Origin of the sequence: Bradyrhizobium ganzhouense (assembly GCF_049949285.1) — a bacterium.
Taxonomy (GTDB): Bacteria; Pseudomonadota; Alphaproteobacteria; order Rhizobiales; family Xanthobacteraceae; genus Bradyrhizobium; species Bradyrhizobium ganzhouense.
Map to the genome: position 1 here is coordinate 5,307,339 of NZ_CP181318.1, position 24,531 is coordinate 5,331,869.

At 64.4% G+C, this 24,531-nt stretch carries 19 protein-coding genes and 2 tRNA genes; 8 read left to right on the plus strand and 13 right to left on the minus strand.

Annotated features, from left to right (window positions below; genetic code table 11):
* Positions 1-44: 44 nt before the first annotated feature.
* Genes ihpA through ACLFLU_RS24360 form a run of 4 tightly spaced genes read left to right on the plus strand, consistent with a single transcriptional unit; the run spans position 45 to position 6,478 of the window.
* The gene (gene ihpA, locus ACLFLU_RS24345) at positions 45-1,319 is read left to right on the plus strand and encodes a divalent metal ion exporter subunit IhpA (RefSeq protein ID WP_426407386.1); all 1,275 of its coding nucleotides are present in this window, start codon (positions 45-47) and stop codon (positions 1,317-1,319) included.
* Positions 1,316-2,293 (plus strand): divalent metal ion exporter adaptor subunit IhpB, encoded by a 978-nt coding sequence (gene ihpB, locus ACLFLU_RS24350; protein WP_426407387.1) that lies wholly within the window; start codon positions 1,316-1,318, stop codon positions 2,291-2,293. The genes ihpA and ihpB overlap by 4 nt, the downstream gene beginning before the upstream one ends.
* On the plus strand, positions 2,286-5,498 hold the full coding sequence (locus ACLFLU_RS24355; protein WP_426407388.1) for an efflux RND transporter permease subunit: 3,213 nt from the start codon (positions 2,286-2,288) through the stop codon (positions 5,496-5,498). The genes ihpB and ACLFLU_RS24355 overlap by 8 nt, the downstream gene beginning before the upstream one ends.
* Before the next feature lie 2 nt (positions 5,499-5,500).
* The gene (locus ACLFLU_RS24360; RefSeq protein WP_426407389.1) at positions 5,501-6,478 is read left to right on the plus strand and encodes a cation diffusion facilitator family transporter; all 978 of its coding nucleotides are present in this window, start codon (positions 5,501-5,503) and stop codon (positions 6,476-6,478) included.
* A gap of 113 nt (positions 6,479-6,591) precedes the next feature.
* Here the strand turns inward: ACLFLU_RS24360 and ACLFLU_RS24365 are convergent, their stop codons facing one another.
* Positions 6,592-7,452: a methyltransferase domain-containing protein gene (locus ACLFLU_RS24365; RefSeq protein WP_426407390.1), complete on the minus strand. Its 861-nt coding sequence runs from the start codon at positions 7,450-7,452 to the stop codon at positions 6,592-6,594.
* Between the two features lie 129 nt (positions 7,453-7,581).
* On the opposite strand from ACLFLU_RS24365, the gene ACLFLU_RS24370 reads away from it, so the two are divergent.
* Positions 7,582-7,658, plus strand: a tRNA-Val gene (locus ACLFLU_RS24370).
* A 39-nt stretch (positions 7,659-7,697) separates the two neighbouring features.
* Here the strand turns inward: ACLFLU_RS24370 and ACLFLU_RS24375 are convergent.
* The 6 genes from ACLFLU_RS24375 to ACLFLU_RS24400 form a co-directional block, all read right to left on the minus strand.
* Positions 7,698-8,102, minus strand: coding sequence for a GFA family protein (locus tag ACLFLU_RS24375; protein ID WP_426407391.1), 405 nt, complete (start codon positions 8,100-8,102; stop codon positions 7,698-7,700).
* A 68-nt stretch (positions 8,103-8,170) separates the two neighbouring features.
* A complete protein-coding gene (lon, locus tag ACLFLU_RS24380) occupies positions 8,171-10,594 on the minus strand; it encodes an endopeptidase La (protein ID WP_426407392.1) in 2,424 nt (807 codons plus the stop codon).
* Between the two features lie 325 nt (positions 10,595-10,919).
* The gene (clpX, locus tag ACLFLU_RS24385; RefSeq protein ID WP_018320118.1) at positions 10,920-12,191 is read right to left on the minus strand and encodes an ATP-dependent Clp protease ATP-binding subunit ClpX; all 1,272 of its coding nucleotides are present in this window, start codon (positions 12,189-12,191) and stop codon (positions 10,920-10,922) included.
* Between the two features lie 463 nt (positions 12,192-12,654).
* Complete coding sequence (locus ACLFLU_RS24390; protein WP_426407393.1) at positions 12,655-13,287, minus strand: ATP-dependent Clp protease proteolytic subunit; 633 nt, start codon at positions 13,285-13,287, stop codon at positions 12,655-12,657.
* Positions 13,288-13,568: 281 nt separating this feature from the next.
* On the minus strand, positions 13,569-14,927 hold the full coding sequence (gene tig / locus ACLFLU_RS24395) for a trigger factor (RefSeq protein WP_426407394.1): 1,359 nt from the start codon (positions 14,925-14,927) through the stop codon (positions 13,569-13,571).
* Positions 14,928-15,106: 179 nt separating this feature from the next.
* A tRNA-Leu gene (locus ACLFLU_RS24400) sits at positions 15,107-15,191 on the minus strand.
* 154 nt (positions 15,192-15,345) lie between these two features.
* Between ACLFLU_RS24400 and ACLFLU_RS24405 the strand changes: the two genes are divergently transcribed.
* Positions 15,346-16,686: a multicopper oxidase family protein gene (locus tag ACLFLU_RS24405; RefSeq protein ID WP_426407395.1), complete on the plus strand. Its 1,341-nt coding sequence runs from the start codon at positions 15,346-15,348 to the stop codon at positions 16,684-16,686.
* A gap of 1 nt (position 16,687) precedes the next feature.
* Here the strand turns inward: ACLFLU_RS24405 and ACLFLU_RS24410 are convergent, their stop codons facing one another.
* Both ACLFLU_RS24410 and ACLFLU_RS24415 read right to left on the minus strand, forming a co-directional pair.
* Positions 16,688-17,125, minus strand: coding sequence for a GNAT family N-acetyltransferase (locus tag ACLFLU_RS24410; RefSeq protein ID WP_426407396.1), 438 nt, complete (start codon positions 17,123-17,125; stop codon positions 16,688-16,690).
* The gene (locus ACLFLU_RS24415; RefSeq protein WP_426407397.1) at positions 17,125-18,624 is read right to left on the minus strand and encodes an NAD(P)H-hydrate dehydratase; all 1,500 of its coding nucleotides are present in this window, start codon (positions 18,622-18,624) and stop codon (positions 17,125-17,127) included. The genes ACLFLU_RS24410 and ACLFLU_RS24415 overlap by 1 nt, the downstream gene beginning before the upstream one ends.
* A gap of 380 nt (positions 18,625-19,004) precedes the next feature.
* Between ACLFLU_RS24415 and ACLFLU_RS24420 the strand changes: the two genes are divergently transcribed.
* Both ACLFLU_RS24420 and glnA read left to right on the plus strand, forming a co-directional pair.
* Positions 19,005-19,343 carry a P-II family nitrogen regulator gene (locus ACLFLU_RS24420; protein ID WP_007603495.1) on the plus strand — a complete coding sequence of 113 codons (339 nt, stop codon included), beginning with the start codon at positions 19,005-19,007 and terminating at the stop codon, positions 19,341-19,343.
* 150 nt (positions 19,344-19,493) lie between these two features.
* Positions 19,494-20,903, plus strand: coding sequence for a type I glutamate--ammonia ligase (glnA, locus tag ACLFLU_RS24425; protein ID WP_092228756.1), 1,410 nt, complete (start codon positions 19,494-19,496; stop codon positions 20,901-20,903).
* Between the two features lie 78 nt (positions 20,904-20,981).
* Here glnA and ACLFLU_RS24430 read toward each other — a convergent pair whose 3' ends face one another.
* Genes ACLFLU_RS24430 through ACLFLU_RS24445 form a run of 4 tightly spaced genes read right to left on the minus strand, consistent with a single transcriptional unit; the run spans position 20,982 to position 24,331 of the window.
* Positions 20,982-21,743, minus strand: a complete 762-nt coding sequence (locus ACLFLU_RS24430) for a slipin family protein (RefSeq protein ID WP_426414064.1) — start codon at positions 21,741-21,743, stop codon at positions 20,982-20,984.
* Complete coding sequence (locus ACLFLU_RS24435; protein WP_426407398.1) at positions 21,740-23,122, minus strand: NfeD family protein; 1,383 nt, start codon at positions 23,120-23,122, stop codon at positions 21,740-21,742. The genes ACLFLU_RS24430 and ACLFLU_RS24435 overlap by 4 nt, the downstream gene beginning before the upstream one ends.
* A 45-nt stretch (positions 23,123-23,167) precedes the next feature.
* A complete protein-coding gene (locus tag ACLFLU_RS24440; RefSeq protein WP_426407399.1) occupies positions 23,168-23,548 on the minus strand; it encodes a hypothetical protein in 381 nt (126 codons plus the stop codon).
* 9 nt (positions 23,549-23,557) lie between these two features.
* Complete coding sequence (locus ACLFLU_RS24445) at positions 23,558-24,331, minus strand: gamma-glutamyl-gamma-aminobutyrate hydrolase family protein (protein ID WP_426407400.1); 774 nt, start codon at positions 24,329-24,331, stop codon at positions 23,558-23,560.
* Positions 24,332-24,531: the final 200 nt, after the last annotated feature.

The following is a 24,531-nucleotide window of genomic DNA, read 5'->3' on the forward strand; positions in this document are numbered from 1 at the left end:
GGCGCCGCGTGCGCCCACGATGCTTTTGTTCACAGGTCATCTTCATGTCTTGCAGACGGACTGCCGCGCGCCTTTCGTGCGCGCTGACGATTTTCGTCAGCCCCTGGCTGACGCAGCACGCCCAGGCCCAGACGCTGACAATGCGCGCGGCGCTCTCGCGCGCGCTGGCCGCAAGCCCGCGCCTGACAGCGGCCGAGCGCGATGTCGGCATCGCGACGGGGCAGCGCATCCAGGCCGGCGCGCTGCTCAATCCGGAACTGTCCTATGAGCAGGACAATTCGTTCGGCTCCGGCAGCTATCGCGGCACCAGATCGGCCGAGACCACGCTCCAGATCAGCCAGGCCTTTGAGCTGTTCGGCAAGCGCGATGCCCGGATAGCCGCGGGCGCCGCCGGCATCGAGGTCGCCGCGATCCAGCGCAAGGCGACCAGGCTGGAGGTGCTGTCGGAGACGGCGATCGCCTTCCTCAGCGTTCTCGGCGCGCAGCGGCGCATCCAGATCCTGGACGAGCAGATTGCAGCGATCGACAAACTGACGCCGCTGTTGCGCCGCCGCGTCGAGGCCGGCGCCTCTTCGCCAGCCGAGACCGGCCGCGCCGAAGTCGCCTCCGCCCTGGTGAAGGCCGACCGCGAGCGCTTCAAGGCGACGCTGGCAAGCGCCCGGCGCGAGCTTGCGGTGCTGATGGGCGATCCCGCCGCGAAATTCGGCGAGGTCTCCGGCCGGCTCGACACCATGGGCAAGCCGCCGACCTTCCAATCCGTCGTCGCCGCCATCGATGCCAATCCGCAGCTGGTGCGCTGGACCGCGGTGTATGCGCAGCGAAACGCCGAGTTGTTGATGGCGCGCCTGAGGCCTTATCCCGATGTGCGGATCGCCGCAGGCTGGCGCCATTTCAACGAGACCAATGACGATGCGGTCCGCCTCTCCGTCTCGGTGCCGATCCCCGTGTTCGATCAGAACCAGGGCAACATCCTCTCGGCGCAGGAAAGCCTCGCCAAGACCCGCGCCGAGCGCGAGGCCAACCGCAACACGCTGATCGTGGTCGCCGGCCGCGCTTACGACTCGGTGCAGGGCTCGCTGCGCGAACTCGCGGTGCTGCGCGAGACCGCGATCCCCAAGGCCACGGAAGCAGCAGACGCGATCGCGCAGGGCTACGGCCAGGGCCGCTTCACCCTGCTCGAAGTGCTCGATGCCCAGGCCAGCGTCGCCCAGGCGCGCCTGCGCGAGCAGGAGGCGCTGCAGAACTTCCATGCCGGCGTTGCGACCATCGAAGGCCTTGTCGGCAATCCGTTTGCGCTGGCCCGGGAGAGTGCGCGATGAAGACATCTTCCACCATCCTCATAGCCATCATTGCCGCCGCGCTCGGCGCCTGCGGCTATTCCCTGCTCGTCCCGACCAAGGTCGCGCCCGCCGCGCATACCGAAGAGAAGAAGCCGGAGAAGCCGAACGACCATGTCGAGCAGGACGAGCATGGCGCCGACCGCATCCGCATCTCCGACGTCAAGCTCGCCGCTGCCGGCGTGACGCTCGCAGAAGCCGCAAGCGCCACGCTGACCGATACGCTGTCCTTCAACGGCATTTTGCGCGCCAACCAGGAGGCCGTCGTGCAAGTGACGCCGCGCTTTCCGGGCCTCGCCAAATCGATCCAGAAGCGCATCGGCGACAAGGTCGGCAAGGACGATCTGCTCGCCACCATCGAGAGCAATCAGAGCCTCACCGTCTACGAGCTGAAGGCGCCGATCGCCGGCACCATCGTCGAACGCCAGATCTCGCTCGGCGAGTACGCCTCCGAGCAGAAACCGGCCTTCGTCGTCGCCGACCTCTCGACCATCTGGGTCGATCTCTCGATCTACCGGCAGGACCTCAAGCGCGTGCGGTTCAACGACGAGGTCCTGATCGATCCCGACGACGGCCGCGGCGAGATCAAGGGCACGATCTCCTACATCGCGCCCGTGGGCTCGAGCGAGACCCAGACCGCGCTCGCCCGCGTGGTGCTGGCCAATCCCGACGGGCGCTTGCGGCCTGGCCTGTTCGTCACCGCGCGGCTGATCCTCGCTGCCCGCAACGTCGCGGTCGCCGTGCGCCGCAGCGCGATCCAGACGCTGGAGAACAGGACCATCGTGTTCGTCCGCGAGGACAGCGACAAGATCGAAGCGCGCCCGGTGGAGCTTGGGGATTCCGATCCGCAATTCATCGAGATCAAGGCGGGCCTTTCAGCCGGCGAACATTACGTCGCCGAAAACAGTTTTGTCGTGAAGGCCGAGATGGGCAAGGGCGAGGCCGAGCATGATTGAGCGCCTCATCGCCGCCTCGCTGCAACAGCGCTGGCTGGTCCTCCTGCTCGCCCTCGGCGCCACAGCCTTCGGAGCCTGGAATTTCCAGCGGCTTCCGATCGACGCCGTGCCTGATATCACCAACATCCAGGTCCAGATCAACACCCGCGCACCCGGCTACTCGCCGCTTGAAACCGAGCAGCGCATCACCTTCCCCGTCGAGACCGCGATGGGTGGCCTGCCCAGGCTCGACTATACGCGCTCGCTGTCGCGCTATGGCCTGAGCCAGGTGACGGTCGTCTTCAAGGACGGCACCGACATCTATTTTGCCCGCCAGCTCGTGGGCGAGCGCATCCAGCAGGTGAAGGACCAGCTTCCGGCCGGTGTCGAGGTCGCGATGGGCCCGATCTCGACCGGGCTCGGCGAAATCTTCATGTACACCGTCGAGGCGAAGGCCGGCGCAAAGACGCAAGCCGGCCACGATTATTCGCTGACGGATCTCCGTACAGTGCAGGACTGGATCATCCGCCCGCAGCTACGCAACGTGCCGGGAGTGATCGAGGTCAACACCATCGGCGGCTTCGAGCGGCAGTTCCATGTGCTGCCGGACCCCGGCAAGCTGATGGCCTACCGCCTCGGCTTCCGCGACGTCATGACGGCGCTTGCGGCCAACAACGCCAATGTCGGCGCGGGCTATATCGAGCGCAATGGCGAGCAATATCTGGTCCGCTCGCCGGGCCAGGTCGGCAATATCAGTGAAATCCGCGACATCGTCATCGGCTCGCGCGGCGGCAATCCGGTCAGGATCAGGGATGTCGCTGACGTCACGGAGGGGCGCGACCTGCGCACGGGCGCGGCGACGCGCAATGGCGAGGAAACCGTGCTCGGCACCGCCATGCTGCTGATCGGCGAGAACAGCCGCATGGTGGCGACCGGCGTCGCGGCCCGTCTCGCGGACATCGCCAAATCGCTGCCGGAGGGCGTCGTCACCCGAACCGTCTACGACCGCACCCATCTGGTCGAGGCCACGATCCGCACCGTTGAGAACAACCTTCTCGAAGGCGCGGCACTGGTGGTGGCCGTGCTGTTCCTGATCCTCGGCAACATCCGCGCCGCGCTCGTGGTGGCCTGCGTCATTCCGCTCTCCATGGCCATGACGGTCACCGGCATGGTCGAGACCCGGGTCAGTGCCAATTTGATGAGCCTGGGCGCGATCGACTTCGGCATCATCGTCGACGGCGCCGTGATCATCGTCGAGAATTGCCTGCGCATGCTCGCCGAAGCCCAGCGCGAAAAAGGCAGGCTGCTCACGACGTCCGAACGGCTGGGCACCATCCTGCGCGGGTCGAGTGAGGTCATCAAGCCGAGCCTGTTTGGAACGCTGATCATCGCCGTGGTCTATTTGCCCGTGCTGACGCTGACCGGCGTCGAAGGCAAGATGTTCACGCCGATGGCGCTGACCGTGCTGATGGCGCTCGGCGCGGCCGCGCTGTTCTCCATCACCTTCGTGCCGGCCGCCGTCGCCCTCTTCGTCACCGGCAAGGTATCCGAGCACGAAAACCTGTTCATGCGGATGGCAAAGCGCGCCTATCTCCCCCTGCTCCGCCTTGCCATCGACAATCGCGTCGCGGTCGCAATCATGGCCGCCGCGATCGTCATCGCAAGTGGCGTCGCCGCCTCGCGCATGGGCGGCGAGTTTATCCCAAGCCTGGACGAGGGCGATGTCGCACTGGCCTCGATCCGGATTCCAGGCACCAGCCTGACGCAGTCGCTGGACCTGCAGAAGGCGCTGGAAAAGCGCATCACTGAGATTCCGGAGGTGAAGGAGTTCTTCACCCGCATCGGCACCGCGGAGGTCGCGACCGATCCGATGTCGCCGGCGCAGACCGACGGCTACATCATGCTCAAGCCGCGCGCCGAATGGCCCGATCCAGCCAAGCCAAAGTCGGAGGTGATCGAGGCCATCGACAAGGCTGCCGACGACATTCCCGGCAGCGCCTATGAAATCTCCCAGCCGGTCCAGCTCCGTGTCAACGAGTTGATCTCCGGCGTCCGCAGCGACGTCGGCATCAAGGTGTTTGGCGACGACCTCGACATCCTGCAGGGCGCCGCAAAACAGGTCGAGGCCGCGATCCGCGGCATCCGGGGCGCCAGCGACGTCAAGATCGAGCAGGTCTCGGGCCTGCCGATCCTCACTGTCCGGCTCGACCGCCAGGCGCTGGCCCGTTACGGCCTCAGCATCAGCGAGGTGCAGGGCATCGTCGAGATCGCGGTGGGCGGCAAATCGGCAGGAAAGCTGTTCGAGGGTGACCGGCGTTTTGAGATCGTCGTGCGCCTGCCGGAACACCTTCGCGGCAATCTCGATGCGATCAGGGCGATTCCGATCCCGCTGCCACCGAGCGAAGACGCGAGCGCGCCGATCCGGACGGCGTTGCCGGCCTCCCCCCTCGCCCAGATGCGCTACGTGCCGCTGTCGTCGGTTGCCACCGTCGATGCGACGCCCGGCCCTAACCAGATCAGCCGCGAGAACGGCAAGCGGCGCATCGTCGTCACCGCCAACGTCCGCGCCCGCGACCTCGGCTCCTTCGTCACGGAGGCCGAGGCCGCCGTCGCCGAGAAAGTCAAACTGCCGCCGGGCTACTGGATCGGCTGGGGTGGCCAGTTCGAGCAACTGGTCTCCGCCAGCAAGCGGCTCACGATCGTCGTGCCGGTCGCGCTTGCGCTGGTGTTCCTGCTGCTGTTCATGAGCATGGGATCGGCGGCCGACGCGGCGCTGGTGTTCTCCGGCGTGCCGCTGGCCCTGACCGGCGGTATCGCGGCGCTGCTGTTGCGCGGCATTCCGCTGTCGATCAGCGCAGGCGTCGGCTTCATCGCGCTGTCGGGCGTCGCGGTGCTGAACGGTCTCGTCATCATTGCCTTCATCGAGCGTCTGCGCAGTGAGGGGCGGCCCATCGCGGAGGCCGTGCGCGAAGGTGCGCTGACGCGGCTGCGCCCGGTGCTGATGACCGCGCTGGTCGCCTCCCTCGGCTTCGTGCCGATGGCGCTCGCGACCGGTGCCGGCGCTGAGGTGCAGCGGCCGCTCGCGACCGTCGTGATCGGCGGCATCATCTCCTCGACGGTGCTGACATTGCTGGTGCTGCCGGCGCTCTATGTGCTGTTCCGGCGTGACGGCGCCGGCGAAACGCCTACAATGGCGCCTGATTTGGCGGTTTCCGAGGAGCGCTAGGTTTGGGCAACCACGACCATCACGGTCATCACCACCACGACCATGGCCACGCGCATGATCATGGTCACGACCACGAACATGGTCATGGCCACGCGCATGTCCATGCGCCCGCCAATTTCGGCAAGGCGTTCGCGATCGGCATTACGCTCAACACCGCGCTGGTCATAGCCGAGGCGGTTTACGGCTATATCGGCAACTCCACCGCACTGCTCGCCGATGCCGGCCATAATCTGTCCGACGTGCTCGGCCTGGTCGTGGCCTGGGGCGCCTCGATCGCGGCGCGGCGCGCGCCGAGCGGCCGCTTCACCTATGGCTTTCGCGCCTCCACGATCCTGGCTGCACTCGCGAATGCGGTGTTCCTGCTGGTCGCGACCGGTGCGATCGGCTGGGAGGCGATCCTGCGGCTGCGCGAGCCGGAGCCGATCGCGGGCGTCACGGTGACGGTGGTCGCCGGCATCGGCATCCTCATCAATGGCTTTACAGCCATGCTGTTCGCAAGCGGCCGCAAGGACGACATCAACATCGAAGGCGCTTATCTGCACATGGCGGCCGACGCCGCAGTCTCGCTCGGCGTCGTCGTCTCGGCGGCGCTGATCATCTGGACCGGCTGGCTCTGGCTCGATCCCGTCACCAGCCTCGTCATCTGCGCGAGCATCCTCTGGGGCACGACCAGCCTGCTTCGCGGCTCCATCGACATGTCGATGGCGGCAGCGCCCAGGGGCACCGACCTCGTCGCGATAAAGGCCCTCCTGCTGGCGCGGCCTGGCGTGGCCGCGATCCACGATCTCCACGTCTGGCCGATCTCGACCACCGAGACGGCGCTGACCTGCCACCTCGTGATGCCCGCGGGCACCGCCGACGCGTTCCTGATGGAGACCGCGCAGCTGCTAAAGACGTCGTTCCGGATCGGCCACACGACGCTTCAGGTCGAAACGCATCCGGACAATGGCTGCGCGCTGGCGCCGGACGATGTGGTGTAAGAGGCTGCATGGCCGCTCCAATCACCGTTGTCGTCCCGGACAAGCGAAGCGGAGCGCTGATCCGGGACGACACTGAGTGTGAGGCAGCGACGTACGCAACAACAGCGTTTGAGCTACGCCGCCTTCGCCGTCACAATCCAGATCGCGCCCTGCAGCGCCACGCTCTGGCCTTTCAGGAACGGCGCAAGCGTCTCGCGGATCGAGGCTTTGGCCGCAGCGACCGTCTCCGGCGGATGGCCCTGCAGCGCGCGGCTGGCGGGGCCGATCTGGAGTGAGCCGTCGACAGCGGCGTCGAGTCCACCGCCGATGGCGATGTCCATGGGAAGATTATGCGGCTCCATCGCCACGTCGACGAAGCCGGCACCTTTCAGGATGCGCGTCACGCGCTCCTCCGAGGCGAAGGCGAACGGCCCCGGCTCCTCCGGCCCGACCGGCGGCATTTTTGGAACGTGTTTGTAGACCGCCGTCAGCGGCGCCATCATCCAAGGATTTTCCTTCGGCTCGCGCCAGCAGGCGAAAGCCAGCCGTCCGGACGGCTGCAGCGCACGGCGGAGATTGGTGAAGGACGCAACCGGATCGGCAAAGAACATCACGCCGAAGCGCGAGGCGAGCAGATCAAAGCTCGCCGGCTCGAACGGATGCACCGTCGCGTCCGCCAGCACGAAATCGAGCGGCAGTCCCTTTGGTGCAAACGCACGTGCCTGCGACAGCATCGGGTCGGACACATCGAGGCCGAGCGCGAAGCCATCAGGCGCCACAGCTTTCGCGAATGCAAAGGTCGTCGCACCCGAGCCGCAGCCGACATCAAGAACGCGCTCGCCCGGCTTCGGCCTGGCGCGATCGATCAGCACGTCGGCAATGGGGCCGAGCAGGCTCTCCTGCGCCGCGTGGCGGTCGGCCCAGCGCTGTCCGCTCGGACCGTTCCAATAGGCGATCTGGTCGGCGTTCTGCTCATGTGCGCTGGGCTGTTCCATGGGGGCCTCTGTTATTTTTCTGGTGGGTTGATACCACGCCGGACGCCGATCAAGAGGTCAAATGAGCGCGGTTTGCCATGCGGCCGCCTCTTGCTCCAACACCCGCCGGAGCGCTAAAGAGGCGCCGTGGGGCGGTTAGCTCAGCTGGTTAGAGCATCTCGTTTACACCGAGAGGGTCCGCGGTTCGAATCCGTGACCGCCCACCAGTCTTCGCTCGCTATGCGAGCTTCGGCTTGGCAAGCCACCTAATCCCCGGGCCTGCCCGGCAGCAACGGCACCGCGTCAATCCACACCGCTGCCGACTGGCACCAGATCTGGCGGCTGGGCCTCAGCACGTCGCGCTGGCGGATCGAGCCCCAGCGAATGCCCCAATCATCGGCATGGTCGCCCTCGCCGCTGGTGAACAGCGGGGAACCGCAATCGGCGCAGAAGTGCTGGAAGCGCATCCGGCCGTTGTCGCCGCGCTTGCCGTAGACCTTTGGCGTGCCGCCGGTGAGCTTGACGTCGGCAGCGGTGCAGATCGCGGTCACCCGGAACGGCGATCCCGTCAGGGTCTGACAGTCGCGGCAATGGCAGACCGAGACCGCCTCTGGGTCAACCTCGGCCTCGAAGGTGATCTGCCCGCAATGGCATTGTCCGTCGACCTGCATTGCATCTCCTTCCCACAACAAAAACGGCGCCCGAAGGCGCCGTTTTATCATCCTTTTGGATTGCGATCTCAGTGAGCGGTCAGGCCGCCGGCGGCTTCGTCGCCATCGGGCTTCACCGTCACCTTGGTGTCCTCTTCCCAGACGATCGGCACGGGCTTCCTAACCAGCGCTTTCGCAACGACGTCGTCGAGACGGGAGACCGGGATAATCTCCATGCCGCCCTTGATCGCATCGGAAATCTCCGTGAGATCCTTGGCGTTGTCCTCGGGGATCAGCACCGTCTTGATGCCGCCGCGGGCAGCAGCCAAGAGCTTCTCCTTCAGACCGCCGATCGGCAGCACGCGGCCGCGCAGCGTGATCTCGCCGGTCATCGCGACATCGTGGCGGACCGGAATGCCGGTCATGACCGAGATGATCGCGGTGGCCATCGCCACGCCAGCCGAGGGACCGTCCTTCGGCGTCGCGCCTTCCGGCACGTGCACGTGGATGTCGCGGCGGTCGAACAGCGGCGGCTCGATGCCGTAGACGATCGCGCGCGAGCGGACATAGGACGCCGCCGCCGAGATCGACTCCTTCATCACGTCGCGCAGATTGCCCGTGACCGTCATCTTGCCCTTGCCGGGCATCATGACGCCTTCGATCGTCAGCAGCTCGCCGCCGACATCGGTCCAGGCCAGGCCCGTGACGATACCGACCTGCGGCTCGCTCTCGATCTCGCCGAAGCGGTACTTCGGCACGCCGAGCAGCTCTTCCAGAGTCTTCTCGGTGACCTTGACCGACTTCTTCTTGGAGATCATCAGCTCCTTCACCGCCTTGCGGGCGAGTGTCGAAAGCTCACGCTCCAGGTTACGCACGCCCGCTTCGCGGGTGTAGCGGCGGATCAGAAGCAGCAGAGCCTCGTCGTCGATCGAGAACTCCTTGGAGTCCAGGCCGTGCTTGGACACCGCGTTCGGGATCAGGTGCTTGCGCGCGATCTCGACCTTCTCGTTCTCGGTGTAGCCGGCGATCCGGATGATCTCCATGCGGTCCATCAGCGGACCCGGAATATTGAGCGTATTCGCGGTCGTGATGAACATCACGTTCGACAGATCGTAGTCGACTTCCAGATAGTGGTCGGCAAACGTCCCGTTCTGCTCGGGGTCGAGGACCTCGAGCAAGGCCGAGGACGGATCGCCACGGAAATCGGCGCCCATCTTGTCGATCTCGTCCAGCAGGAACAGCGGATTGGACGACTTCGCCTTCCGCATCGACTGGATGATCTTGCCGGGCATCGAGCCGATATAGGTGCGGCGGTGACCGCGGATCTCAGCCTCGTCACGCACGCCGCCGAGCGACACGCGCACGAATTCGCGCCCCGTGGCCTTCGCGATCGACTTGCCGAGCGAGGTCTTGCCGACGCCGGGAGGTCCGACGAGGCACAGGATCGGGCCCGTCAGCTTGTTGGCGCGCGACTGCACCGCAAGATACTCGACGATGCGGTCCTTGACCTTCTCCAGCCCGTAGTGATCCGCATCCAGAACCGCCTGCGCGGCTTCCAGATCCTTCTTCACCTTGGACTTCTTGTTCCACGGGATCGACAGCAGCCAATCCAGATAGTTGCGCACGACGGTCGCTTCCGCGGACATCGGCGACATCTGGCGCAGCTTCTTCAATTCATGCTGCGCCTTCTCGCGCGCTTCCTTGGAGAGCTTGGTCTTGGAGATCTTCTCTTCGAGATCGGCGAGCTCGTCGCGACCGTCGTCGTCGCCGAGTTCCTTCTGGATCGCCTTCATCTGCTCGTTGAGATAATACTCGCGCTGGGTCTTCTCCATCTGGCGCTTGACGCGCGAGCGGATGCGCTTCTCGACCTGCAGCACCGAGATCTCGCTCTCCATCAGGCCCAGCACCTTCTCCAGGCGCGTGGTGACGGACAGCGTCTCCAGGATGCCCTGGCGATCCGCGATCTTGACGGCGAGATGCGAGGCAACGGTGTCGGCGAGCTTGGCGAAATCAGTGATCGCCTGCACGACGCCGACGACCTCGGCCGAGATCTTCTTGTTGAGCTTCACATAGCTCTCGAAGTCGGACACGACCGAGCGCGAGAGAGCTTCGGCCTCGACCGACTTCGCGTCGGTGTCGGCGAGCGCAATTGCGGTGGCCTCGTAATAGTCGGCGCGATCGGTGTATTTCTGCACGCGCGCACGCTCGAGCCCTTCGACCAGCACCTTCACGGTGCCGTCGGGAAGCTTCAAGAGCTGCAGCACGCTTGCAAGCGTACCGGTCTCGTAAATGGCATCGGGCGCCGGATCATCGTCGGACGCGTTCTTCTGCGTCGCGAGCATGATCAGCGCGTCGTTCTTCATCACCTCTTCGAGCGCGCGGATCGACTTCTCGCGACCGACGAAGAGCGGAACGATCATGTGCGGGAAGACGACGATATCGCGCAGCGGCAACACGGGATAAGCGTGCGTCTCGCCATGGACGATGGTTGGCCGGGGTTTTGGATTAGTCATGGCCTTTTCCTTTTGCTTTGCCCCCTCGCACGCAGCCCGCTTCTCTCATGCGCAACCGCCACAAGGTGCCGACGTGATCCACAAAACCGGCCTACCATTTGAAGGTTGGACCGGGCTTGCCGGATCGGAACTGAGGCGAATCTTGAACAGAATTCTCGCTCGCCGCCGACATTAGGTGGCTATCGACCCGGGGGGTGTCAAGTCATTGAAAAACACGCGCCATCAGGCGCTTACGCACGTGGGTAAGCGACGCAATTCCGGCTGCGGAATACATGTCCGCAGCCGCTACTATGAATGACGTTTGGAGCGTTCCAGCGCCGCAAAATCAGGCGCTGGCGTTCTCGACGGCACGATCGGACCGATCGGCGTAGATGTAGAGCGGACGCGCCGTTCCTTCCACGACTTCGCGGGAAATCACGACTTCTTCCACACCTTCCAGGCCCGGCAAGTCGAACATGGTCTCGAGCAGGATCGCTTCGAGGATCGAACGCAGACCACGCGCGCCGGTCTTGCGCTCGATCGCCTTGCGGGCAACCGCGCCAAGCGCCTCGTCGGCGAAGGTCAGCTCGATGTTCTCCATCTCGAACAGCCGCTGGTACTGTTTCACCAGCGCGTTCTTCGGCTCGGTCAGGATCTTCTTCAGCGACGTCTCGTCCAGATCCTCGAGCGTCGCCACGACCGGCAGACGGCCGACGAACTCGGGAATGAGGCCGTACTTCAGGAGATCCTCAGGCTCGACGTGACGGAAGATCTCGCCGGTCCGACGGTCTTCCGGCGCCATCACCTGCGCGGCGAAACCGATCGAGGTCGACCGGCCGCGCGCCGAGATGATCTTCTCGAGGCCGGCGAACGCGCCGCCGCAGATGAACAGGATGTTTGTGGTATCCACCTGCAGGAATTCCTGCTGGGGATGCTTGCGGCCGCCCTGCGGCGGGACCGAAGCCACCGTGCCTTCCATGATCTTCAACAGGGCCTGCTGCACGCCCTCACCCGACACGTCGCGCGTGATCGAGGGATTGTCGGACTTGCGGCTGATCTTGTCGATTTCATCGATGTAGACGATGCCGCGCTGGGCGCGCTCGACATTGTAGTCGGCGGCCTGGAGCAGCTTCAGGATGATGTTCTCGACGTCCTCACCGACATAGCCGGCTTCGGTCAGCGTGGTCGCGTCCGCCATCGTGAACGGCACGTCCAGGATGCGGGCGAGCGTCTGCGCGAGCAGCGTCTTGCCCGAACCGGTCGGACCGATCAGCAGGATGTTCGACTTCGCAAGCTCGACGTCGTTGTGCTTGGTCTGGTGGTTGAGGCGCTTGTAGTGATTGTGCACCGCGACCGACAGGACCTTCTTCGCATGGCTCTGGCCGATGACGTAATCGTCGAGAACCTTGCAGATTTCCTTCGGCGTCGGAATCCCGTCGCGCGACTTGACCAGCGAGGACTTGTTCTCCTCGCGGATGATGTCCATGCAGAGCTCAACGCACTCGTCGCAGATGAAGACCGTGGGACCCGCGATCAGTTTGCGGACTTCGTGCTGGCTCTTGCCGCAGAACGAGCAATATAGCGTGTTCTTGGAGTCGCTCGTGCCGACCTTACTCATTCATGTCTCCGTCCGCGGTTCGATCCCGTCCGCTCGATCGTCCCATCCCGAAACGTTGGCGGGTAAGGGACTCAAATAGAGCAAATTCCGTACCAAAAAAGACCCTACGCGTTACACACCGTGCGAATCACGGTCACTCGATTCCCCGCGATCATAGCCGATCAGTCGTAGCCAACCATGCTGTCACCCGACTATCAAGAATTCGCTAATCGGGGGGGCGCTGGCTACCCGTGACAATACCGTGATTTCACGTCTTGGCACGGGCGAAGTGACCGAAATCACCCCAGCGTTGCTGGATTACCACGAAAAACAAGCACGAAAGCGGAACTTTCTGCCTGTCGCAGGGCGCAAAACCGCGTCTTTTGCGCCCTCGCGAAGTGCGTCGTTAACGTGAACGCCGCCCTCGCGATCCCGGGGAATCCCCAAGAGGAATTCCAGGGATCAATGTTGCCGCCCCAGCGCGTTACTGAGGCTTGGCCGCGGGTTCCTCGGCGCGCTTTTCGATGACCTTGTCGACGAGGCCGAAGTCCCTGGCATCGTTGGCGGTCAGGAACTTGTCGCGTTCCAGCGCGTCCTCGATCGTCTTGTAGGTCTGACCGGTGTGCTTCACGTAAATCTCGTTGAGCCGCTTCTTCAGGTTCAGGATTTCCTGCGCGTGCAGCATGATGTCGGTGGCCTGGCCTTGGAAACCACCCGAGGGCTGGTGCACCATGATGCGTGAATTCGGCAGCGAGAAGCGCATGTCCTTCTCGCCGGCGCAGAGCAGCAGCGAGCCCATCGAAGCCGCCTGGCCCGTGCACAACGTCGAGACCGGCGGGCGGATGAACTGCATGGTGTCGTAGATCGCGAGGCCCGACGTCACCACGCCACCCGGCGAGTTGATGTACATCGAGATTTCCTTCTTCGGATTTTCCGCCTCAAGGAACAAGAGCTGCGCGACGATCAGCGTCGACATGCCGTCCTCGACCGGTCCGGTCACGAAGATGATGCGCTCTTTCAGGAGGCGCGAGAAAATGTCGTAGGCGCGCTCGCCACGGTTTGTCTGCTCGACCACCATGGGCACGAGGTTCATGTAGGTTTCAACCGGATCGCGCATGAGTCACCTAGGTTTTCGGAGGACGCCGCCACTTTTGCCGGAAGGCCGATGGACGTCCCGTGATGCAGGAAGTTGGTAGAAAAAGACCGCTTGCAAGTAGAACGCTTGGGTACAGGGTGGACCGACAGATATAGCCCAATTTGCGCCAGACAAGTGCGGAACGAATTAAGGCTTAATCCACTGGGCACTTGAAGCTGATTCTCGCAAAAAGGCCCAGCCGGCCATCTGGCTAGCTGGGCCCCTTCGCTGATCATCCTTAATAGAAGACTGTCTCAAAGCCTTCAGGCTGCAGTCTTTTCCTCGTCGTCCTTGTACAGATCCTCGCGCGAGACCTTCTTCTCGGTCACGTTGGCGAGCTCGAGGATGAAGTCGACGACCTTGTCTTCGTAAATCGGTGCGCGAAGCTGGGCCAGCGCCTGCGCATTGCTGCGATAGTAGTCCCAGACCTCCTTCTCGCGGCCCGGCATCGAGCGAGCGCGCTCGATCACGGCGCGGCCGACCTCGTCTTCGGTCACGGTGATCTTGTTCTTCTCGCCGATCTCGGAGAGCACGAGACCGAGACGCACGCGGCGGTCGGCGATCTTGTGGTACTCTTCCTTCGCCTTGTCCTCAGTGGTGTCTTCGTCGGCAAAGGTCTTGCCCGCGGAGTCCATCTCGGCCTTCACCGAGTTCCACATCAGATTGAACTCCTCGTCGACGAGCGAGGGCGGCGCCTCGAAGCGATGCGCCTCGTCGAGACGGTCGAGCAGCGCGCGCTTGACGCGCTGGCGCGTTGCACCGGCGTATTCGGCAACCAGCCGCTCGCGCGCGGCTTCCTTGAGCTTGTCCAGCGATTCGAGGCCAAGCGTCTTGGCGAACTCATCGTCGATGGTGATATCCTGCGGCGCCTCGATCAGCGTCGCGGTGGTCTCGAACTCGGCCGGCTGGCCGGCGAGCTTCTCGCTCATGTAGTTCTTGGGGAACGACACCTTCAGCGTGCGCGTCTCGTTCGCGCCGATGCCGATGAGCTGTTCCTCGAAGCCCGGGATGAAGGTGTTGGAGCCGATCGCGACCTGGATGCCCTCACCGGTGCCGCCCTCGAAGGCTTCGCCGTTGATGGTGCCCTTGAAATTGATGGTGACGCGGTCGCCGGATTCAGCCTTCGCGCCGTCGGCCTTGGCGGCATAGCCGCGGTTGCTGTCGGCGATGCGCTTGATCGCTTCGTCAACGTCCGAATCGGACACGTCCGCGACGGGCTTCTCGACCTGGAAGGTCTTGAAGTCGGCGAGCGCGATGGACGGCACCACTTCGATCGCGACCGTGTAGGTCAGGTCGGATTTGCCGTTGAGCAGTTCCTCGACCTCGGCCTGCTCGGTCGGCATGGTGATCTTCGGCTCGGTCGCGAGCTTGAAGCCGCGCTCGGAGAACAGCTGGGTGTTGGTGTCGCGGATGGTCTGGTCGATGGTCTCGGCCATCACCGAGCGGCCATAGACCTTCTTCAGGTGGCCGACCGGGACCTTGCCGGGACGGAAGCCGTTGAGGCGCACCTTGTCCTTGAGGTCGACGAGCTTGGCGCCAGCCTTGGCGTCGAGATCAGACGCGGGAACGCTGATCTTGAACTCGTGCTTCAAGCCTTCCGAGAGGGTTTCTGTGACCTGCATGGCGTCCAATCTTCTTCTCGTTCGGTCCCGGCACGCTCGCGCGTCGGGACGCTGTCATTAATCGATCCGGCGCGAGGCAAACGCCTCAACGCCGGTGGTTCATCGAGCCCGGCTCCAGGCGGAAAAACGTCCGCGCGGAGCGAGGCCCCTCAGTAATCCGTGCAAACGCTGAAAGCGCTTGGTGCGGGCGGAGGGACTCGAACCCCCACAACTTTCGTCACTGGAACCTAAATCCAGCGCGTCTACCAGTTCCGCCACGCCCGCGTAAATTTGCATCAAGACCGGCCGCGATGCCGCGGGCGGCGGGCTTATAGCATGTGCCCGCCTGTTCGCAGCAAAAAAATGGCCCGATCGAGGCACTCTCCAAGTAGGCACGATGACTGGACTTATCCAGCGTGGCGTGGTCCGGATCGCGCCCATGAAACCGCGGATTTTTGACCCGAACCGGCGCGAGGTTTTGGCCGGGGTTGGCGCCTCCCTGGGAGCCTCCCTTGGGGCCTCCCTTGGGGCCTCGGCCGCCGGGCCGATAGCCGGCGGCGCGGGCCCGCTTCCGACCGCCCAGGTCCTCCTTCAGGCGAGGCCAGCCATGCTGGCTCTGAGGCCGGGTCAGCCGGCTACACCGATCTGGGAGCTGGCCGCCCCAAGCCAAATCGGGAATGTGCGTTTCAAGCGCGGGGACCGCTGCGAAGTGGTCTTTCGGAACGACCTGCCTGTGCCGCTTGCGCCAGCCTGGTACGGCCTCGATGGCATAGCCGTTCCGGACCCGCTGGCGGGACGGGCACCAACCGCGCCGAGTTCGACCGAAACATCAATTATTTCAATACCAAACGCGGGAACCTTGCTTGCCAACTTCCGCCTCTTTGAGGACCGCCTGAACCAGCCGGCCCGCCCGCTCCCGATCATCGCCGCGGAGACGAGCCCCGTCAGCAACGACCGTGACGAGGTTCTGCTAATTGAGGAATGGCGCGTGCGGCCGGACGGCACCGCACTTCCGCCGGGCCGCGACGCCAAGGACACGATCCCGCTCTACACGCTCAACGGGCGGACTTCATTCGAGCTCTCAGCCTCGGTCGGCGAGCGGCTGCGGCTGCGCTTCATCAACGGCTCGCAACGCTCTGTTCTGGCGATCAAATTGGAAAGCCACGAGGTCCAGGTGATGGCGCTGGACGGACAGCCGGCGGAGCCTTTTCCGGCCCGCAACGGCGCCCTGGTGCTGGCCCCCGGCGCCCGCGCCGACGCCTTTGTCGATGCGGCCATATCGGCCGCGTTGGTGCTGCATGACGGCAAAGAGGCGCGTCCGATCGGGCGCCTCGCCGTCTCCGGCAGGCTGGAGCGGCGCGCGCCGCTGCCGACGCTACAGCCGCTGCCCTCGAACGACCTTCCCGAAAAACTCGACCTGAAAGGCGCCCTGCGGTTCGATGTCGCGCTCGGCGCCCCCGACGCCGGCTGGACCCGGACGGCCACTTTCTCCACCGCCTCGGCGCCCGCCTTCCGCGCCAAGGCTGGCCGGACCGTCGTGCTGGCGGTGAAGAACCCCGCCCCCATCACCACCGTCTTCCATCTGCACGGCCACCATTTCCGCCTGCTCGACCGGCTCGACGACGGCTGGAAGCCTTACTGGCTCGACACGCTCGCCATCGAGCCCGGCCAGACCCAGCGCCTCGCCTTCGCCGCGACTTCACCGGGACGATGGCTGATCGAATCCGTCGTCACCGACTGGGCCGCGCCGCGGCTGGTGCGGTGGTACGGGGTGGAGTGAGCTATGCGCACGTCCAAGCGTAGCGAGCGTCGGGCTCTTTCTCCTTGTTTCGCGTTCCGTCGGTTTCCTCGACCAACATGAACCCGCGCGCCTCGTAGAAGCGCCGCGCGGGCGCGTTGCGCTGGAAGGTCCAGAGCTCGAGCCGCTCGCTGGCGCCTTTGGCGATGTCGAGCAGTTCCGTGCCGATGCCGCGCCCGTGGAAAGCGGGACGAACGTAGAGCTGTTCGATCCAGCCGTCACGGAAGGCGATGATCCCGCTCAGCTCATCGGAGTCGAAGCGTCCCCACACGCGGCAAGTCGGAAAGATACGCTCGCGATAGAACCAGTGATCCTCGTCCGGCGTGTGCAGCCCGGTGAGCCACGGCATCGCCTGGTCGAACGCGACCCGATGGACCTGCGCCGCCGCGCCCATGTCGGTGAGCGCGAGCGGCCGGAGCATCAGTACTCAATCCCGAGCGCATTATAGATCCGCCGGTGCACGGCCGGCAGCGTCTCGGTGAGATCTTCGGCGATCAGCCCGGGCCCGGCTTCGCTTGCGGCCTCGCCATGCATCCAGACGCCGATGCTGGCGGCCTCGAACGCCGGCACGCCCTGCGCCAGCAACCCTGCGATGATGCCGGCGAGCACGTCGCCGGCGCCGGCGGTGGCGAGCCAGGGCGGCGCGTTGGCGGCGATGGTGGCGCGGCCGTCGGGCGCGGCGATTGTGGTGTCAGGGCCCTTCAAGAGCACGACGGCGCCGGAGCGTTCCGCGGCGGCGCGTACCCGCTCGAGCTTCGAGCGGCCCGGAGTCTTGTTGCTGAGGTCGGAGAACAACCGCGGAAACTCGCCCTCGTGCGGCGTCAGCACCACCTGGGCCTCAACCGCGGACTTGATCGATTCAAACAGCCGCTCGGGATTGGCGGCAAAGCTCGTCAGCGCATCTGCGTCGAGCACGACATGGCGCTGCGCCGAGATCGCGGAGTGTACGATATCGCGGGTGCGTTCACCGACGCCGGCACCGGGACCGATCATGCAGGTGTTGTAGCGCTTGTCACCGAGCAGCTCGCCGAACTCGACCACGGTGTCGACGGGACGAACCATCACAGCGGTCAGCGCACCTGCATTGATCGCGAGCGCGTCGCGCGGAGTCGCGAGCGTCACGAGGCCGGCGCCCGCTCGCAAGGCGCCGCGGGCGGCGAGCCGCGCAGCCCCGGTCGCGGCCGCATCGCCCGAGATGGCCAGCACGTGACCGCGTGCGTATTTGTGGCCGTCGATGCGCGGCACCGGAAAGGCTGCGCCCCAGAAATCCGGATCGTTCTCAAAGATCCGCGGCGCGATCTCGTCGAGCACCTGCGCGTCGATTCCGATATCGGCAACGCGCACGCGGCCACAATGCATGCGACCCGGCAACAGCAAATGCGCGGGCTTCTTGCGAAAGAACGTGACGGTCTCGGTGGCGTTCGCCGCGACGCCCAGCACCGCCGCGCTGGTGCCGTTGATGCCGCTCGGCAAATCGACCGCCAGCACCGGAGCACCATTGGCGTTGATGGCCTCGATCATCGCCCGCGCCTCGCCGTCGACGGGACGGCTCAAGCCAGCACCAAACAGCGCGTCGATGATCAGCGCCGGCTTTCCGATCGCCTGCGGATTGAACGGCAGCACCGGCTGCTTCCAGCCGCGCGAGGCGGAGGCTGCGTCGCCCTGAAGCTGATCGCGCTCGCACATCAGGATGACCGAGACCTCGCGCCCTTGCGCGGCGAGCTCGGCGGCTGCGACAAAACCGTCACCGCCATTGTTGCCGGGGCCGGCCACGATCAGGATCGGCCCCTCCTCCACCAATGCGTTGGCCGCGTCCGCGACCGCCTGGCCGGCGCTCAGCATCAGCTTGAAGCCAGGCGTGCCGGCGGTGATGCTGAGTTGATCAGCCCGCTGCATTTCGGCGGTGGTTAGAACTTCCATGCCACTTCCCTGGTCCAAACGCCTTTTCAACAGGCACGTTTCATGCCGATCCAGACAACAGAATAACGATCTGCACAGATATTGAACCGTTTGCCTATTTCGTAGTCTGCGGTATTTTGAGCCGGTCGGCTCCACCTATCAGAGATGCTCGTTAAAAGGCTGATAACGCTCCAATAATCAGGGCATTTGCAACTTGGCATAGACCCTGCTTTCGAGGAAGCCGCTTCGGTTCGTCGTGCTCACTGGCATTATCTGGGTGTGGTCGGCCGTTGTTGCCGGGCTGGTCAGGTCCCGGCATAGCGAAGACAAGATCGTGCGTTAAGAAAAGCGCATCCTGACGAAGACGTTGCTATTTGTTCGATAAGGCCGGGAGGCGCGCAGTGAAGAAAATCGAAGCCATCATCAAGCCGTTCAAGCTCGACGAGGTGAAGGAAGCGCTTCAGGAAGTCGGCCTCCAGGGCATTACCGTGACCGAAGCCAAGGGCTTTGGCCGCCAGAAGGGCCACGCCGAGCTCTACCGGGGCGCAGAATACATCGTCGACTTCCTGCCCAAGGTGAAGATCGAGATCGTGATCGGCGACGACCTGGTCGAGCGCGCGATCGACGCGATCCGCCGCGCCGCGCAGACCGGGCGCATCGGCGACGGCAAGATTTTCGTCTCCAACATCGAAGAGGCGATCCGCATCCGAACCGGCGAATCCGGGCTGGACGCTATCTGAGCCGGGTGCTATCCCGAATCTTGCGACACTCTGAAAGAAAAAAGGCTGCTTCGGCGGCCTGATTTCGTTTGTGCGGTTGCGCTAACTCGCCGAAAGCGAGAACGAATCTGCTCACCTGGAAACCGACCCGCAGAGCCAAAAGGGGTATGCATGAAGACCGCCAAAGACGTCCTGAAATCGATCAAGGACAACGACGTCAAATACGTCGACCTGCGCTTCACCGATCCGCGCGGCAAGTGGCAGCACGTGACGTTCGACGTCAGCATGATCGATGAGGACATTTTCGCCGAAGGAACGATGTTCGACGGCTCCTCGATCGCCGGCTGGAAGGCGATCAACGAGTCCGACATGTGCCTGATGCCGGATCCGGTGACCGCGACGATCGATCCGTTCTTCGCCGAGACCACCATGGTCATCACCTGCGACGTGCTCGAGCCGACCACCGGCGAGCCCTACAACCGCGACCCCCGCGGCATCGCCAAGAAGGCCGAGGCCATGGTGAAGTCGATGGGCGTGGGCGACAGCGTGTTCGTCGGCCCCGAAGCCGAGTTCTTCGTGTTCGACGACGTGCGCTTCTCGTCGGGACCCTACAACACCGGCTTCCGCGTCGATTCCTCGGAGCTGCCCACCAACTCCGATACCGAATATGAAGGCGGCAATCTCGGCCACCGCATCCGCACCAAGGGCGGTTACTTCCCCGTTCCCCCGCAGGACTCGGTGCAGGACATGCGCTCCGAGATGCTCGGCGCCATGGCCAAGATGGGCGTGAAGGTCGAGAAGCACCATCACGAAGTCGCTTCCGCCCAGCACGAGCTCGGCATGAAGTTCGACACGCTGACGCTGATGGCCGACCACATGCAGATCTACAAATACTGCATCCACCAGGTCGCCCACATCTACGGCAAGACCGCCACCTTCATGCCGAAGCCGGTCTATGGCGACAACGGCTCGGGCATGCACGTGCACCAGTCGATCTGGAAGGACGGCAAGCCGGTGTTCGCCGGCAACAAATATGCCGACCTGTCGGAGACCTGCCTCCACTACATCGGCGGCATCATCAAACACGCCAAGGCCATCAACGCCTTCACCAACCCGTCGACCAACTCCTACAAGCGTCTGGTCCCGGGCTATGAGGCCCCCGTGCTGCTCGCCTATTCCGCGCGCAACCGCTCGGCCTCCTGCCGCATCCCCTACACCGCTTCGCCGAAGGCCAAGCGTGTCGAGGTGCGCTTCCCCGATCCGCTCGCCAATCCCTATCTCGGCTTCGCCGCGATGCTGATGGCCGGCCTCGACGGCATCAAGAACAAGATCGATCCGGGTCCGGCGATGGACAAGGACCTCTACGACCTGCCGAAGGAAGAGCTGAAGCAGATCCCGACGGTGTGCGGTTCGCTCCGCGAAGCCCTCGAAAACCTCGACAAGGACCGCGGCTTCCTCAAGGCCGGCGGCGTATTCGACGACGACTTCATCGACGCTTACATCGAGCTGAAGATGACCGAAGTCGCCCGCTTCGAAATGACCCCGCACCCGGTCGAGTTCGACATGTACTATTCGGGCTGATCGGCTCGAACGGTATCCGACAAACAGAAGGCGCTCCGCGAGGGGCGCCTTTTCGTTTTTCAGCGCAGGACCTTCTGACTAAGGGTTCTCACGCCGCGGCATCAAATGATCGAGCAGGCCGGTTGGCAGCGGAAACACGACGGTCGACGACCGCTCGCCCGCGATGTCGTGCAGAGCCGCGAAATAGCGCAGCTGCATCGCCTGCGGCTCCTGCGCGAGAATCCGGCCGGCTTCGACCAGCTTTTCCGCGGCCTGCTGTTCTCCCATCGCGTTGATCACCTTGGCGCGCCGCAACCGTTCCGCCTCGGCCTGCTTGGCGATCGCGCGCACCATGGTCTCGTTGAGATCGACGTCCTTGATCTCGATTCCGGTGACCTTGATGCCCCAGACGTCGGTCTGCTTGTCGAGGATCTCCTGGATGTCGGCGTTCAACCGGTCGCGTTCGGCGAGCATCTCGTCGAGTTCGTGCTTGCCGAGCACCGAGCGCAGCGTGGTCTGGGCGAGCTGGCTGGTCGCGGCCATGTAGTCGCCGACCTTGATGATGGCGCGCTCGGGATCGACGATGCGGAAGTAGAGAACCGCATTGACCTTGACCGAGACGTTGTCGCGCGAAATCACGTCCTGGGGCGGCACGACCTGCACCATCACCCTGAGATCGACCTTGACGAGCTGCTGCACGACCGGAATGAGGATGATGAGGCCCGGCCCCCTCACGCCGGTGAAGCGGCCGAGCGTGAAGATTACGCCGCGCTCGTATTCCCTGAGGATGCGAACGGCCTGAGTGAGAAACATGACGACGATCAGCGCAAGTACTGCGTAAACCGAATATTCAATCATCAGAGTTGACCTCCTTCGCCGCTCGCGGGGCTCGGACGCCGGACCACCAGCGTCAAGTCGACGATATTGGCGACTTCGACCCTCTCGCCGGGCTTGAAGATGTCGGCGCCGCGCGCTTGCCAGCGTTCGCCATGCGTAAAGACGTGCCCCTCGTTCTCGTTCCAGTCGAGCACCTCGGCGGTCAGGCCTCGCATGGCTTGCGCGCCGACGCGTGGCGAACCGCGGCGAGCGCGGCGAAGCGCGCCGAGCACGACCAGAACGAAACCTGTGAACATCGCGGCAACGATGGCGATGACCGTCCACGACAGCCGGTAGCCCGGCGCTTCGACCCTGACCAGCATGAGGGCGCCCAGCACAAAGGCGACGACGCCTCCAAGGCCGATCACCACGGTCGGATTGAACGCCTCAATGGCAAGGAGCGCGATTCCGACCAGCATCAAGCCGAGGCCGGCATAATTGATCGGCAGCAAATTGAGGGCGTAGAGGCCGAGCAGCAGGCAGATCGTCCCGACCACACCCGGAGCGACGGCACCGGGGGACATGAACTCGAAGATCAGGCCATAGACACCGACCATCAGGAGAATGAACGCGACGTTGGGATCGGTGATGACCGCCAGGAATCTGGAGATCCACCCGGGGTCGACGGCTTCGATGACGGCGTTCTGCGTTGCCAGGCGTTGCGTCGTGCCGCCCGCCACCTCGACCACGCGACCATCGATTTGCCTGAGCAAGTCGGCCGCATCGCGCGCGACGAGGTCGATGGCGTGCGCCTGCAACGCGCCGTTGGCGGACAGGGTGGCGGCCTCCCGGACCGCCTTCTCGGCCCAGTCGGCGTTGCGGCCGCGCAGTTCGGCGAGGCTGCGGATGAAGGCGACGGCATCGTTCGTCACCTTGGCCGTCATCGCGTCCTTCGGCTCATCCTTCTTGTCCTTGCTGTCCTTGTCGGGTGTGCCGCTCGGCAGGCCGGGAAGCGGTCCGCCAATCTGCACCGGCGTCGCAGCACCAATATTGGTGCCTGGCGCCATCGCCGCGATATGGGTCGCATAGAGGATATACGTACCGGCGCTTGCCGCATGGGCGCCTGCCGGCGCGACGTAGCCGATAACGGGAACGGACGAGCCGAGCACATCCGCGATGATCTCGCGCGTGCTGGAGTTGAGACCGCCGGGCGTATTCATTCTCAGAATCACGATCTCGGCGCGCCGTTCGCCTGCCGTGACCAGGGCCTCCTTCACGTAGCTCGCCGACGCCGGGCCAATGGCTCCATCGATCGTGACGGTGAGTGCAAGACGGCGATTCTCCTCCGCCGAACCGGGACGGAGACAGGACAGAAAAGCGACGATGCCGATCGCCGCAACGAGGGCCGCCTTCATGGTCTGCACGGCAAGGGCTCCCTTGCCGAAGATATGGTGTTCGTCTTCCAAACCTCAATGCGGAGGCTTGTCGTCCGCGCTTGCGATTGTGCGATGCAATGGATGGGGTCGAACTGCGGACGAGCAATCGGCGTCAACGAGGCGCCGTTCATCCCAGTCCCGCTTGTTCGGAAAATTCACTCCGATCTCCGTCACGACCGGCGCCCACTTGACCAGCGCCGCGTTGTCGGAGGCCGCCTTCACGCCGTCACCCAGTAGCGATTTGGGCGCAGCGGCGTTCTTGTCGAAGCGCACCGTCACGGTGCAGCCGCCTTGCAGCGGACGGCCGAGCGCACCACTCTTCCAGTCCGTTACGAAGCCGCCGGAGACGCGCTTCGACTTGCCTTCCGTGAAGGCGACCTCGAGCCGCTGGTCGTTCGCGTTCGGAAACAACAAGACCCGCGCCTACGCCGCCGCCTTCTGCTTCGCCACCATCGCTTCGCCAAAGGCCTCGAACAGCTTGCGATTGATCGGGTTGCGCTGCGGGTCGTATTCGGCGTGCCATTGCACGCCGAGTGCGAAGGTCGGCGCTTCCGCGATGCGGATCGCCTCGATGGTGCCGTCCTCGGCGATACCCTCGATCAGCACGCGCTTGCCGGGATCGAGGATGCCCTGCCCGTGCAGCGAGTTGACCCGGATCTTCTCGCAGCCGAGAAGCTTTGCGAAAGCGCCGCCGGGCGTGAGGTCGACGTCGTGACGGTCGGCGAACACGACGGTCGGATCGGGATGGATTTCGCCATTCTCGAGCCTGGGCATCCGGTGGTTCATGCGGCCCGGAATTTCGCGAATCTCGGGGTGCAGCGAGCCGCCGAAGGCGACATTCATCTCCTGCAGGCCCCGGCAGATACCGAACAGCGGAATGCCGCGGGCAACGCAGGCGACCGAGAGCGCCAGCGCGACCTCGTCGCGGTGGATGTCGTAGGGCTCGTGCTTCTCGCAAGGATCGACATTGAAGCGGGTCGGATGCACATTGGCACGGGCACCGGTGAGCACGATGCCGTCGACGGCATCGAGCAGTGCGGCGATATCGGTGATGTCAGGCGAGCCCGCGAACATCACCGGCAAGCCGCCGGAGACCTCGGCCACGGCGCGCAAATTGCGCTCGCCGACCATCTGGACCTGAAATCGATTTTCGACGCGATGAGCGTTCCCTATCACGCCGACGACCGGCTTTCTCATTTCCCGTTCCGACCTCCCGCCGAAAAAGATTCTCCAAACATGCCCCTCGGATGGAACAAATTCAACAGAAGGGATCGCGGGACGGCAATGCTATTTTTGCGCAAATGCGCCCCTCGGGGCACCCCTGTGCGTCCGCGGCGTTGGCCCTGGAGGCCTGCGGGCGCTTCAATCCGGCGCACGGCCCCGGCTTGATCCCCAGT